The sequence below is a fragment of the Synechococcus sp. N26 genome, assembly GCF_900473975.1.
In the GTDB taxonomy this organism is placed as follows: Bacteria; Cyanobacteriota; Cyanobacteriia; order PCC-6307; family Cyanobiaceae; genus Parasynechococcus.
The window spans coordinates 51155-64190 of record NZ_UCNM01000010.1 but is presented as its reverse complement, the minus strand read 5'-3'; the positions used below and the strand labels follow the sequence as shown (position 1 = coordinate 64190).

Annotated in this window: 13 protein-coding genes; 9 read left to right on the top strand and 4 right to left on the bottom strand. The window is 62.9% G+C overall.

Annotated features, from left to right (window positions below; genetic code table 11):
* Positions 1–10: 10 nt before the first annotated feature.
* The 3 genes from DXY33_RS07970 (at position 11) to DXY33_RS07960 (ending at position 2467) form a co-directional block, all read left to right on the top strand.
* Positions 11–526 carry a hypothetical protein gene (locus tag DXY33_RS07970; RefSeq protein WP_115132446.1) on the top strand — a complete coding sequence of 172 codons (516 nt, stop codon included), beginning with the start codon at positions 11–13 and terminating at the stop codon, positions 524–526.
* Between the two features lie 3 nt (positions 527–529).
* Complete coding sequence (gene trpS / locus DXY33_RS07965) at positions 530–1543, top strand: tryptophan--tRNA ligase (RefSeq protein WP_115132445.1); 1014 nt, start codon at positions 530–532, stop codon at positions 1541–1543.
* Between the two features lie 234 nt (positions 1544–1777).
* Complete coding sequence (locus DXY33_RS07960; protein ID WP_115132796.1) at positions 1778–2467, top strand: glycoside hydrolase family 104 protein; 690 nt, start codon at positions 1778–1780, stop codon at positions 2465–2467.
* Here the strand turns inward: DXY33_RS07960 and DXY33_RS07955 are convergent.
* Positions 2452–2808 carry a DUF2605 family protein gene (locus DXY33_RS07955; RefSeq protein WP_115132444.1) on the bottom strand — a complete coding sequence of 119 codons (357 nt, stop codon included), beginning with the start codon at positions 2806–2808 and terminating at the stop codon, positions 2452–2454. The genes DXY33_RS07960 and DXY33_RS07955 overlap by 16 nt on opposite strands.
* A 3-nt stretch (positions 2809–2811) precedes the next feature.
* Between DXY33_RS07955 and thrS the strand changes: the two genes are divergently transcribed.
* Genes thrS through DXY33_RS07925 form a run of 6 tightly spaced genes read left to right on the top strand, consistent with a single transcriptional unit; the run spans position 2812 to position 10768 of the window.
* Complete coding sequence (gene thrS / locus DXY33_RS07950) at positions 2812–4647, top strand: threonine--tRNA ligase (RefSeq protein ID WP_115132443.1); 1836 nt, start codon at positions 2812–2814, stop codon at positions 4645–4647.
* Positions 4644–5039, top strand: coding sequence for a DUF1824 family protein (locus DXY33_RS07945; protein WP_115132442.1), 396 nt, complete (start codon positions 4644–4646; stop codon positions 5037–5039). The genes thrS and DXY33_RS07945 overlap by 4 nt, the downstream gene beginning before the upstream one ends.
* A 35-nt stretch (positions 5040–5074) precedes the next feature.
* Positions 5075–6109, top strand: coding sequence for a glucokinase (locus DXY33_RS07940; RefSeq protein ID WP_115132441.1), 1035 nt, complete (start codon positions 5075–5077; stop codon positions 6107–6109).
* A gap of 14 nt (positions 6110–6123) precedes the next feature.
* Positions 6124–7071, top strand: a complete 948-nt coding sequence (gene thrB / locus DXY33_RS07935) for a homoserine kinase (RefSeq protein WP_114988315.1) — start codon at positions 6124–6126, stop codon at positions 7069–7071.
* A 57-nt stretch (positions 7072–7128) separates the two neighbouring features.
* Complete coding sequence (locus DXY33_RS07930; protein WP_114988316.1) at positions 7129–8664, top strand: NAD(P)H-quinone oxidoreductase subunit 4; 1536 nt, start codon at positions 7129–7131, stop codon at positions 8662–8664.
* Position 8665: 1 nt separating this feature from the next.
* Positions 8666–10768, top strand: coding sequence for a M3 family metallopeptidase (locus tag DXY33_RS07925; protein ID WP_115132440.1), 2103 nt, complete (start codon positions 8666–8668; stop codon positions 10766–10768).
* Positions 10769–10770: 2 nt separating this feature from the next.
* Here the strand turns inward: DXY33_RS07925 and DXY33_RS07920 are convergent, their stop codons facing one another.
* Genes DXY33_RS07920 through DXY33_RS07910 form a run of 3 tightly spaced genes read right to left on the bottom strand, consistent with a single transcriptional unit; the run spans position 10771 to position 13033 of the window.
* Positions 10771–11358 carry a triacylglycerol lipase gene (locus tag DXY33_RS07920; protein WP_115132439.1) on the bottom strand — a complete coding sequence of 196 codons (588 nt, stop codon included), beginning with the start codon at positions 11356–11358 and terminating at the stop codon, positions 10771–10773.
* Positions 11355–11726: a dihydroneopterin aldolase gene (locus DXY33_RS07915; protein ID WP_114988319.1), complete on the bottom strand. Its 372-nt coding sequence runs from the start codon at positions 11724–11726 to the stop codon at positions 11355–11357. The genes DXY33_RS07920 and DXY33_RS07915 overlap by 4 nt, the downstream gene beginning before the upstream one ends.
* Positions 11726–13033, bottom strand: a complete 1308-nt coding sequence (locus DXY33_RS07910) for a glutamate-5-semialdehyde dehydrogenase (protein WP_170950991.1) — start codon at positions 13031–13033, stop codon at positions 11726–11728. Before DXY33_RS07910 ends, DXY33_RS07915 begins: the two co-directional genes overlap by 1 nt.
* Between the last annotated feature and the right edge of the window lie 3 nt (positions 13034–13036).

Below are 13036 nucleotides of genomic sequence, written 5' to 3'. Positions count from 1 at the left end.
GCCATGGGCCATGAGTGATTCCTACAGCGATCCCCAACAACAGGCGGGACAGGGAGACGGCGGCCGAGATGGTCAGCGCAGTCGTGGCAACCGTGGTGGCGGCCGTGAAGGCGGAGGCTTCCGGATTCGCCTGAGTGACAACGAAATGCGCTCAGCCCGGGCCCTGCAGGAGGCCTTCAATCTCCGCTCGACCGTGGCTGTGCTGGGTTTCGCGGTCCGCAGCCTTGGCCAAATGCTGGAGGACGGCCAACTCGACGCTCTGATCGAACAGCAGAAAAATCAGCCTGCCCGAGGTGGCCGGCGTGATGGTGGTGGTCGTGATGGTGGTGGTCGTGGCCGCCGATTTGACGATGAGCGTGGTGGCCGTGGGTCCCGTCCGAATCCCTTTGCCCGACCAGCCAAACCCCAGCCGGAGGCTGCAGCTGAACCGGTTGCCGAGCCGGAGGCCGAACCAGTGGTGGAGCCGGTGGTGGAATCAGAAGCAACCTCCAGCGACGACACCAACACCGCAGCAACCGAGGCCTGATTGATGAGCCGGCCAAGGGTTCTTTCCGGGGTGCAACCGACCGGAGCACTGCACCTCGGCAATTGGCTGGGTGCCATCCGCAATTGGGTTGATCTGCAGGAGACCCACGACACCTTTGTATGTGTTGTGGATCTCCATGCCATCACCGTTCCCCATGACCCCAGCCGCCTGGCTGAGGACACCCGTTCCACAGCAGCGCTCTACCTGGCCTGTGGCATGGACCCCAAACGCTGTTCGGTGTTTGTGCAGAGCCAGGTGGCAGCCCACAGCGAACTGTGCTGGTTGCTGAATTGCGTCACGCCGCTCAACTGGCTGGAGCGGATGATTCAGTTCAAGGAGAAAGCGGTGAAGCAGGGGGACAACGTCTCCGTGGGCCTGCTGGACTATCCGGTGTTGATGGCCGCCGACATCCTTCTCTACGACGCTGACCTGGTGCCCGTCGGTGAGGACCAGAAGCAGCACCTGGAGCTGGCGCGCGACATCGCCCAGCAGCGCATCAATGCCCGTTTCGGCAGCAAGGACACGCCGGTGCTCAAAGTGCCCAAACCGCTGATCCTCAAGGAGGGGGCACGGGTGATGAGCCTGACAGATGGTCGCAGCAAGATGAGCAAGAGCGATCCCAACGAGGGGAGTCGCATCACGCTTCTGGACCCTCCGGAGCTGATCACCAAAAAGATCAAACGCGCCAAGACCGATCCAGAGCGTGGCCTCGAATTCGGCAACCCCGATCGACCGGAAACCGACAACCTTCTTGGGCTCTACGCAATCCTGAGCGGCAAGGGGCGGGAGCAGGCCGCCACTGAATGCGCCGAGATGGGTTGGGGACAGTTCAAGCCGCTGCTGGCCGAAGCCACCGTGAGCGCGCTGGAACCCATCCAGGCCCGCTACCGGGAGCTGATGCAGGACCCCACAGAGCTCGATCAGGTGCTGAGAACAGGCCGTGAGAAGGCCGAAACCGTGGCCAACGCCACGCTTGAACGGGTTCGGGATGCCTTGGGTTTCGCCCGGCCAGCCTGATCAGCAACAAAGAGAAGCATTAGCTGCTCTGATCAATGCGACGGCCATGGGCTCAAGCCATGGCCCCTGAGGCTTGAGGGAGACAACGTCAGCCGTAGAGGCGAGTCTCGCAAGACTCTCAGCCTTCTCTCAGCTGCAAATACACAGCACAGACAACGCGTCAACCCCTAAGGCGCCGATCTCGCGTCCAGGCCTCGTGGGCCAGCACTGTGATCGTCCACCTGATTGTTCTGCGTGCATCGCCTTTTTTCTGCGTTCAGCCCAGCCACACGTTGGAGTCGGCCTGTCGTCGGTGCAGCCCTGACCGCAGGATTGGTGCTGTCCGCAGGAGCCAAACAGCCTCTCCAGAACACAGAGGCGCCCGCAGAACAGGTTGAGCAAAGCGCCACCAGCAGCCGCAACACCAGCAGCCGCGCCACCCTGTCCTCCGGCAAAGAGGGTGGTCGTTACGAGCTGACACCCGAGCGACGCGCCCTGCTCAACACCATTCGCTATGCCGAGGGCACCTGGAAAGACGGTGAAGACAAGGGCTACCGGATCATTTATGGCGGCGGGCAGTTTCAGGACCTCTCACGTCATCCCGAGCGGGTGATCGTGAAGCGCTACACCAGCGCCGCAGCGGGGGCCTATCAATTCCTGCCCAAGACCTGGAAGGGCGTGGCGAAGGAGCTCAAGCTGTCCAGCTTCGAGCCCAGGCACCAGGATCAAGCCGCTCTGCACCTTGTTGAGCGTCGCGGTGCTCTCAAGGAAATTGACCGGAAAGGGCTGACCAGAAACGCCATGGCGAAGCTGGCTCCCGAATGGGCATCTTTCCCCACCTGGACCGGCCGCTCCGCCTACGGTCAACCGGTGAAGAGCCCTCAGGACCTGGCGAGCTTCTACAGCAGCAACCTGCGCCAGCTGCGCAATCAGCTCGGGGCCTGAGGCGAACGGTTCGACCCCAACCTCGCGGCCAGGCCCCACACCTCGGTGACCAAGCCGTGCCAAGGGTTCATCACCTCCATCGAGACCGCCATGGGCTGCGTTGATGCAGCCACAAGGGAGCGTGTTGCAGCAATGGCCTTCTTGCCCTCCTGCAGCCGCTCCTGCATGCGTCGGCGCTCCTGAAACGGCATCACCTCCTCCGGACAGGCCTGCAGAAGCTCCTCACCGCGCTGAAACCAATGCTCGAAGTCATCGAGCAGGGATGCCAGCAACTCATCCAACAGCGCGCCAGCTTCCTGATTGGTTGACTCACCCACCTGATGTCCTCGGGTCTCGCCCATAGGATGGCGGGCCCTGAACCTGAACCGGTGAGCAGCGCTGCAGCAACCACCCCAGCCCCTTCAGCACCGGTGGTTCTGCCCAAGACCAGCGAGAGCGATCAACTGCTGAAGATTCGGCACTCCATGAGCCATGTGATGGCCATGGCTGTGCAGCAGTTGTTTCCCAAGGCGCGCGTCACCATCGGCCCCTGGACGGAAACAGGTTTCTATTACGACTTCGACAATCCCGATCCCTTCAACGAGGCCGACCTGAAGGCCATCAAGAAGGGGATGATCAAGATCATCAACAAGAAGCTGCCTCTCGAACGCGTTGAGGTGAGCCGCAACGAGGCCGAGGAAAAAATCAAAGCCCAGAACGAGCCCTACAAGCTCGAGATTCTTGAAGGATTGCAGGAGCCGATCACCCTTTACACCCTTGGTGAGGACTGGTGGGACCTCTGTGCTGGCCCCCACGTGGATCACACCGGCCAACTCAATGCCAAGGCCTTCGAGCTGGAAAGCGTGGCAGGCGCTTACTGGCGAGGCGATGAAACCAAAGCGCAGCTGCAACGCATCTACGGCACGGCCTGGGAAACCCCGGAACAGCTGGCGGAACACAAACGTCGCAAGGAAGAAGCGCTTCGCCGCGACCATCGCCGCATCGGCAAAGACCTCGACCTCTTCTCGATCGAGGATGAGGCCGGGGCTGGTCTGGTGTTCTGGCACCCCCGCGGTGCTCGCATGCGCCTGTTGATCGAGGAGTTCTGGCGCCAGGCCCACTTCGAGGGCGGATACGAGCTCCTCTACACCCCCCACGTGGCGGACATCAGCCTCTGGAAGACCTCAGGCCACCTCGACTTCTACGCCGAGAGCATGTTCGGCCCGATGGAGGTGGATGAACGGGAGTACCAGCTCAAGCCGATGAACTGCCCGTTCCACGTGCTCACCTACGCCAGCAAACTGCGCAGCTACCGGGAACTGCCCATCCGCTGGGCGGAGCTTGGAACGGTGTATCGCTACGAGCGGCCCGGTGTGATGCACGGTCTGATGCGGGTGCGGGGCTTCACCCAAGACGATGCCCATGTGTTCTGCCTGCCGGAGCAGATCAGCGACGAGATTCTGAAGATCCTCGATCTCACCGAACGGATTCTCTCCGCCTTCGATTTCAGCAATTACGAGATCAACCTCTCAACCCGCCCCGAGAAGTCCATCGGCGATGACGCCGTCTGGGACCTGGCCACCAAGGGACTGATTGAAGCCCTGGAGCGCAAGGGTTGGGCCTACAAAATCGATGAGGGCGGCGGTGCGTTCTACGGCCCGAAAATCGACCTCAAGATCGAAGACGCCATCGGCCGGATGTGGCAGTGCTCCACGATCCAACTGGATTTCAATCTGCCGGAACGGTTCGAGCTCGACTACATCGCCGCCGACGGCAGCAAGCAGCGGCCGATCATGATCCACCGCGCCATCTTCGGTTCGCTGGAGCGGTTCTTCGGGATCATGACCGAGAACTACGCCGGCGATTACCCCTTCTGGCTGGCCCCCGAGCAGGTGCGTCTGCTGCCGGTCACCGACGAGGTGCAGCCCTACGCCGAACAGGTGTTGGACCAACTCACCAAAGCTGGTGTTCGCGCCACGATCGACCGCAGCGGTGAGCGCCTCGGCAAGCTGATCCGCACCGGCGAACAGATGAAGATCCCCGTGCTGGCGGTCATCGGTGCCAAGGAAGCGGAGCAGAACGCCGTGAGCCTTCGCAGCCGACGGGACGGTGACCTCGGGGTCACAGCGGTTGCCGACCTTCTCAGTGCTGCCCAGATGGCCAACAGCGAGCGCGCCGCGGGCCTGGAGCTGAACCGATGACGGATACCCCTGTGCAGCACCTGGCCGATCTCGCGCGTCTGCGGGGAGCGCCGGAGTTGCCTCCCCAGATCAGAAACGAGCTGCGAGGAGAACTCGATCAGGCGATGGCCCAGGCCAGCTGGTTCACCATCGGAGTCATGGCCCCGTCCAGGGAGCAGGCCCTCACAGCGCTGCGCAGCCTCGAGCAAAGCCAACAGTGGGAGCCGCTGGAGCTCGTCGACAGCCCCGAGGAGCAGGGCCCTGTTTTCCTGAAAGCCAATCAGAAGGGAGGCACGATCCGCATTCGGATCGAACACGGCCTTGGCGAAGGAATTCTGATCAGTGGCCACGGTGACGACGACACCACGCCAAGCACCACCTGGGGACCACTCCCACTGGACTTCTTTTCCTGAGCCAACCACGCTGGTAGGAGTTGCCGCAGCCCTGGATGGCCACCAGCACACTCCTGGCGGGGGACATGGGAGGCACCAAGACTCTGCTTGCTCTCTACGGGAGTGAGGCGGGCCAGCTGCGCCTGCTGCATCAGGAACGATTCCGTTCGGGAGAATGGCCATCCCTTGAGCCGATGCTCGAGGCCTTCCTCAACAATCGCCCCGCCGATCTCCCGGCTCCAGCGCATGCCTGCATCGCCGTTGCCGGTCCGGTGCGACACAGGGAGGCCAGGATCACCAACCTGCCCTGGCGGCTGCGGGAGGCCGACCTGGCGCGGGCTGCGGGCATGGAACAGCTCGAGCTGGTGAATGATTTCGGCGTGCTGATTTACGGGCTGCCCCATTTCGACAGCCATCAGCAGGTGATCCTTCAAAAAGGCCACCAAGACAAGGGCCCCCTGGCCATTCTTGGGGCAGGCACCGGTCTCGGCATGGCGCGAGGCCTGCAGAGCGAACAGGGACTGGTGGCCCTGGCGAGCGAAGGAGGGCACCGCGAATTTGCTCCGCGCAACGAAGCGGAATGGGAGCTGGCCTGCTGGCTCAAACAAGACCTCGGCGTCAGCCGCCTTTCGATCGAACGCATCGTGAGTGGCACCGGCCTGGGGCATGTGGCCCACTGGCTGCTTCAGAAACCCGATGCCGCCATGCACCCCCTGCGCAGCGTGGCTGAGGCTTGGCGGCGCAACAGCTCCAACGATCTTCCCGCTCAGGTGAGCGTTGCCGCTGAAGGGGGTGATCCCTTGATGCAACGCGCCCTACAGCTTTGGCTGGAGGCCTATGGCTCAGCGGCAGGCGATCTTGCCCTTCAGGAACTCTGCACAGGAGGCCTCTGGGTTGGCGGGGGGACCGCATCAAAACAACTGAAAGGACTGCAATCCGCCAGCTTTCTCAATGCGATGCGCGCCAAGGGACGCTTCCGCGAACTGATCGAAGGGATGCAGGTCACAGCGGTGATCGATCCCGATGCCGGACTATTCAGTGCAGCCTGTCGCGCCCGGATGCTGGCGGAGTCAGGTGGGACACTGGCCTGAGCAGAGGATCAGCGATGGCGCAGCCGCGCATCGGTCAGAAAGTGGTCGTGGACGTCCCGGCAACCACCGCCAATCTCGGCCCTGGATTTGACTGCCTCGGTGCAGCCCTTGATCTGAACAACCGCTTCGCGATGCGGCGGATCGAAGGGGGCGGTGAACGATTTGAGCTGATTATTGAGGGAACTGAAGGCAGTCACCTCCGGGGTGGGCCTGAGAACCTCGTTTACCGAGCGGCCCAACGGGTGTGGAAAGCGGCTGGGCTGGAACCCGTCGCCCTTGAGGCACGGGTGCGTCTTGCCGTGCCGCCGGCACGGGGGCTGGGCAGCAGTGCCACGGCGATCGTGGCGGGATTGATGGGAGCCAATGCCCTCGTCGGTGAGCCTCTCTCCAAGGAGAAGCTGCTGGAGCTGGCCATCGATATCGAAGGTCACCCGGACAACGTTGTGCCCTCCCTTCTGGGGGGCCTCTGCATGACCGCCAAGGCCGCGTCTCAGCGCTGGCGCGTGGTGCGTTGCGAATGGACGCCGAGCGTGAAGGCCGTCGTGGCGATTCCATCGATTCGCCTGAGCACAAGCGAAGCCCGCCGGGCCATGCCCAAGGCCATCCCCGTTGGCGACGCTGTGGTCAACCTGGGTGCCCTGACACTGCTGCTGCAAGGGCTGCGCACCGGCAATGGTGATCTGATCTCCGACGGCATGCACGATCGCTTGCACGAGCCTTACCGCTGGCGCCTGATCAAAGGCGGCGACCAGGTCAAACAGGCCGCCATGGACGCGGGAGCCTGGGGTTGCGCCATCAGCGGGGCCGGACCAAGCGTTCTGGCTCTGTGCGAGGAAGACAAAGGCCCAGCCGTCAGCCGAGCCATGGTCAAAGCCTGGGAAGCTGCCGGGGTCGCCAGCCGTGCGCCGGTGCTGAATTTGCAGACCTCAGGCAGCCACTGGCAACCGGCCGACGATGAGTAGATCCACCTAAACAGGGCATTCAGCCCTGTTAGCTTTGTTAAAGATTGCAGACACAGAATGGATGCTGGGTTAGCAGAGCTTGCTGTCTCGGGCAGTCCCTTCCCTTGGTTGTCGCTGATTGTGCTGTTGCCGGCGGCAGCAGCTCTGGTGCTGCCACTGGTTCCGAGCAGCGAAGAGAAGCCTTCCCCCGCGCCCAAAATCATCACCCTGGTCGTCCTTCTGGTCGATCTTCTTTTGATGATGGGGGTGTTTGCCACCCGCTTCGACCCCAGCACTGAAGGGCTGCAGCTGGTGGAGCGGGTGAGCTGGCTCCCAGCACTCGGGCTCGAATGGTCCCTTGGTGTGGACGGTCTTTCAGCACCTCTTGTGGTGCTCAGCGGCCTGGTCACTTTCCTGTCTGTCGCGGCCAGCTGGTCGGTTCAGCGCAAATCAAGGCTGTACTTCGCCCTGATGCTTGTTCAGGCCTCGGCCCAGGGCCTGGTGTTTCTGTCGCAGGACTTCCTGCTCTTCTTCCTGGCCTGGGAGCTGGAACTGGTTCCCGTCTACCTGCTGATTGCCATCTGGGGCGGACAAAACCGCCAGTACGCCGCGACCAAATTCATCCTCTACACGGCCCTGGCCTCTCTGCTGATCCTGATCAGCGGCTTGGCACTGGCCCTCTCCGGTGACACGTTCACCTTCAACATCACGGAACTGGCGGCCCGTTCTCCCGGCGGCAGCTTCGGCCTGTTGTGTTACGTGGGTTTCTTGATTGGCTTCGGCGTGAAACTGCCGATGTTCCCGCTCCACACCTGGCTGCCCGATGCCCACGGTGAGGCCAACGCTCCGGTGTCGATGCTGCTGGCAGGGGTGCTCCTCAAGATGGGCGGCTACGCCCTGCTGCGCTTCAACGTGCAGATGCTTCCTGAAGCGCACGCCACCCTGGCGCCAGCCCTGGTGATCCTTGGGATCGTGAACATCGTTTACGGCGCGCTCAACGCCTTCGCCCAGGACAACGTCAAACGCAGGATTGCCTGCAGTTCCGTGAGCCACATGGGCTTTGTACTGGTGGGGATCGGTGCCGTTGATGCCCTGGGAATCAGCGGAGCCATGCTCCAGATGGTGAGCCATGGCCTGATCGCAGCCGCGATGTTCTTCGTGACGGGCGTGTTCTACGAGCGAACCAAGACCCTCTCGATCCCCAACATGGGCGGTCTGGCCAAGGCGCTGCCCATCACCTTTGCCTTCTTCCTGGCCAGCTCCCTGGCGTCGCTGGCGCTGCCGGGCATGAGTGGCTTCATCAGTGAAATCACCGTGTTCCTCGGCATCACCAGCCAGGAAGCCTTCACGTCCGTGTTCCGATCGATCACCGTTCTGCTGGCCGCCATCGGACTGGTGCTCACACCGATTTATCTGCTCTCCATGTGCCGACGGGTGTTCTTCGGCCCCAGGATTCCGGCCCTGGCCAGCGTCGCTGACATGCGCCCCAGGGAGCTGGTGATTGGCCTGAGCCTGCTGGTGCCAACCCTGGTGATCGGCATCTGGCCCCGCATTGCCATGGACCTCTACGAAGCTTCCACCAACGCTCTGGCCCTGCAGTTCATTGCCAGCTGAGATGTCGACTGTTTCCCCCCTCCTGCGCGGCCAAGGGCTTCCCGAGTTCCGGGCCATTTCCCCTGAGCTCGTCAGCACAGACATCCCGGTTTTGCTCGCACAGCTGGATCAGGACTTCACTGCGCTCGAGCAGGCTCTTGAGACAGCTCTCGCCGGACCCTCGAAGCTGTCCTGGAATCGGGTGATGCAACCGCTGCAGGCCATCGGCGAACGGCTGCGTTGGAGCTGGGGTGTGGTGGCACACCTCAATGGCGTCTGCAATTCCCCTGAGCTGCGCGATGCCCATGCCGCCCAGCAACCGGATGTTGTACGCCTCAGCAACCGGCTTGGCCAAAGCCAGATTCTTCATCGGGCCTTGATGGCCCTCCAAAGCGATCCCTCCGAACCGCTCAACCCAACCCAGGAGCGGATCCTGAAATCCGAGCTGCTCTCGATGCAGCAGCGCGGTGTTGGCCTCAGTGGCGAGGAGAAGGCAGCCTTCAACAGCACCAGTGAACGCCTGGCTGCTCTCTCCACCCAGTTCGGCAACCACGTGCTCGATGCCACGCAGCAGTGGACCCTGAAACTCAGCCAGCCCCATGAGGTGGAAGGCCTGCCGCAACGGGCCTTGGAGGCACTGGCCGCCGCAGCGCGTGAAGCAGGGGATGCTGATGCGTCTGCGGAGTCCGGCCCGTGGCTGCTGGGACTGGACATGCCCCGCTATCTGCCCTTCCTCACACACGCCAACAACCGATCCCTGCGGGAGAAGGCCTATCGCGCCCATGTGGGGCGAGCCAGTGAAGGCGAACTCGACAACCGGGCACTGATCGAGGAGATCCTGACCCTGAGGCGCGAGCAAGCGTCCCGCCTGGGCTATGCCCATTGGGCTGACCTCAGCCTCAGCGCCAAGATGGCTGACGATGTTCCGGCGGTGGAAGCACTGCTGGAAGAACTGCGCGCTGCGGCATACCCAGCAGCTGAGCAAGAACTGCAGGATCTCCAAGCCATCGCCAGGGAGCACAAGGCCCCCGAAGCCGATGAGCTGGCCCCTTGGGACATCGCCTACTGGTCGGAGAAGTTGCGCCAATCCCGGTTCGATCTGGACCAAGAGGCGCTGCGTCCCTGGTTCCCGCTGCCGCAGGTGCTCGAAGGACTGTTCAGCCTTTGTACGCGTCTGTTCGACGTCGAGATCGTTGCCGCCGACGGCGAGGCACCGACCTGGAACGACGATGTGCGCTTCTTCCGGGTGAAGCGCTCCGATGGCACACCGATTGCCGGCTTCTACCTCGACCCTTACAGCAGGCCCGCCAGCAAACGCGGCGGAGCCTGGATGGATGAATGCCTGGGCCTGAGCAAGAAACCTGATGGCTCTGTGGTGCTGCCGGTGGCCTACCTGGTCTGCAACCAGACCCCACCTGTGGGCGACACGCCCAGCCTGATGAGCTTTGAGGAAGTTGAGACCCTCTTCCATGAATTCGGCCATGGGCTCCAGCACATGCTCACCACCGTTGAGGAACCGGAAGCCGCCGGCATCAGCAACGTGGAATGGGATGCCGTGGAACTCCCCAGCCAGTTCATGGAGAACTGGTGCCTTGATCACGCCACCTTGATGGGCATGGCGCGCCACTGGCAAACCGGTGAACCCCTGCCTGAATCGGAATTCAACAAGCTGCGCAGCAGCCGCACCTTCAATGCAGGCCTCGCCACCCTGCGGCAGGTTCACTTTGCCTTGAGTGACCTTCGTCTCCACAGCCAGTGGACCCCTGAACTCGGCGTCAGCCCAGATGGACTGCGCCGTGAGATCGCCGCCACCACCACGGTGATGGATCCCATCCCGGAGGATCAGTTCCTCTGCGCCTTCGGCCACATCTTCGCGGGGGGCTACTCCGCCGGGTACTACTCCTACAAGTGGGCTGAGGTGCTCAGCGCAGATGCCTTCTCCGCTTTTGAGGAGGTGGGTCTGGATCAGGAGGATCAGGTTCGTGAAACGGGAGCCCGCTTCCGCGACACCGTGCTCAGCCTCGGTGGCAGCCGCTCCCCGTCTGAGGTGTTTGAAGCCTTCCGAGGCCGTCCTGCCAGCACCGAAGCCCTGATTCGCCATTCCGGCTTGGTGGCCGCGGCCTGAATTCAGGCGCGCAAGCTGCTGCAGAGCCGTCGAATCGCGGCGGGGTGGCTGATCAGTTGCTGATGGGTCCAGACCGGCATTTCCTCACACCGGCCCATGGGCAGAACAGCCCTCCAGCCGGGGCAGACCATCAGATCCCAGCGGCAAAAGAAACTGGAGCACTCGACCCCAGCCAGGGCATCGGGTTGGCGATTCAGCTCGCGCAGCAGGCGACTTCCCACTTTCATATCTGCCGCACCGGCGAGGAGCGGGCGGGGAATCATCTGAGCAGCCAGGGTGCCCTGCTGCGGGCTGCCCACACTTAGGAAACGCCGGGTGCGCTGCACCCCCCCCAGTTCCTGCAGCCAGATCCTGCCGATCACGCCCCCCATCGAAAACCCCAGAAGATCGACCCTGGTGTCAGCACCAAAGCGCTGCTGGATGTGCTGATCGAGGCGAGAGGCCAGCTGCCGCAGGGGAATCCAACCCAGACCATGTGGCAGATGCGGCGCCAGCAGCGAGCGATCGGGCTGGTCCAACCCCTGAATTAATCGATGAAACAGGCGGGGCGTGTCCCAGAGACCATGGACCAGCACCAACGGGATGCTCACAGGGCTGATCTACCGCCATGGCGGGAGCGTTCCACGAAAACGCGGCCGTTAAATCCTGGAACCGGTGCAGCACATTTGGTCAATCGCAGCCAGACCGGGATGGGCCCATACAACGTTTCCAGCCGATCCAGCATCTGCTCGCTGAAGTGCTCGATCGTGAGGCAACGAACCTGCCGGGACAAGCCTTGCAGGGCCTGAATGGCCACGCCGTAGTCCAGGCTCCGGCTCAGGTCGTCGGCCACGGCAGCAGCCTTCAGATCGAGCTGAACACTGAAATCAAGGCTGAACCATTGGCCATCCCGACGTTCGTGTTCCAACACCCCGACGTGGGCCCACAACCGCAGGTCCCTCACACCGATGCAATCCATCAGAGCGGCCGATCGATGTGGGTGAAGACGCGGCTGCCGTTGGCGTAGTCGGCAGCGATGTGGCCCTCGCCGCGCAACCGATAGCGGTAGGTCACCAACCCTTCCAGACCAACGGGTCCGCGGGGCGGCAGGGTCTGGGTGCTGATGCCCACCTCAGCGCCGAATCCGTAACGGAAGCCATCTGCGAAGCGGCTGGAGCAGTTGTGATAGACGCCTGCGCTATCCACCGCCGCAAGGAAACGATCAGCCGCCTGGGCATCCTCCGTCAGGATCACTTCGGTGTGACGCGAGCCATAGGAGCGGATGTGATCGGTGGCTGCCTCGAGATCGTCCACCAGCTTCACCGCCAGGATCAGATCCAGATACTCCGTGCTCCAGTCCTCTTCCGTGGCCGCTTCCGCCACCCCGAGAGCCACGCTCTCGGCATCGCCCCGCAGCTGCACCCCGACAGCAGCGAAGGCCGGCAGCGCAGCGGCGAGAAAAGGCTGCGCAATCGAGCGGTGCACCAACAAGGTCTCAATGGCATTGCAAGCGGCGGGGTACTGGCTCTTGCTGTCCACCGCCACCCGAACGGCTTTGTCGACGTCGGCAGCCGCATCCACGTAGAGGTGGCACACCCCATCGGCATGGCCAAGCACCGGAATGCGGGTGTTGTCCTGGATGAAGCGCACCAGTTCGTTGCTTCCCCTGGGAATGATCAGGTCCACGAGGCCATCGAGACGCAACAAGGCCAGGCTTTCTTGACGGGTGGTGAGCAGAGCCAGGGCATCGGCAGACACCGGACTGGCCGCCAGGCCTGCCTGCAGGGCATCCATCACAGCCTCATTGGTGCAGCGAGCCTCACTGCCCCCTTTCAACAGAGCACCATTGCCCGAACGGATCGCCAGCGAGGCGATCTGCATCACCGCATCCGGCCTGGCTTCAAAGATCACACCCACCACCCCGAGCGGAACGGAGACCCGTTCCAGCACCAGGCCCTGATCCAGCTCCCGATGCAACTGACGACAACCCAGCGGGTCACTGAGGCTGGCCACTTTGCGGACGCCATCAATGGCCGCCGCCAACTTGCTGTCATCCAGCTTCAGCCGCGCCATCAAAGCCGGCGCCAACCCCTCGGCTGCAGAGCGTTGAAGGTCTTCACGGTTGGCCGCGAGGATGCTTTCCGCACGGTCGGTCAGCGCGTCCGCCATCGCCTGAAGAGCCTGAGCTCTCTGGCCGTCATCGGTCTGCCCCAGATCAACAGCAGCACGGCGGACAGCCGCGGCACGCTGCAGCAACGCAGCAGAAGGCTCTGGAACGCTGGACATCAA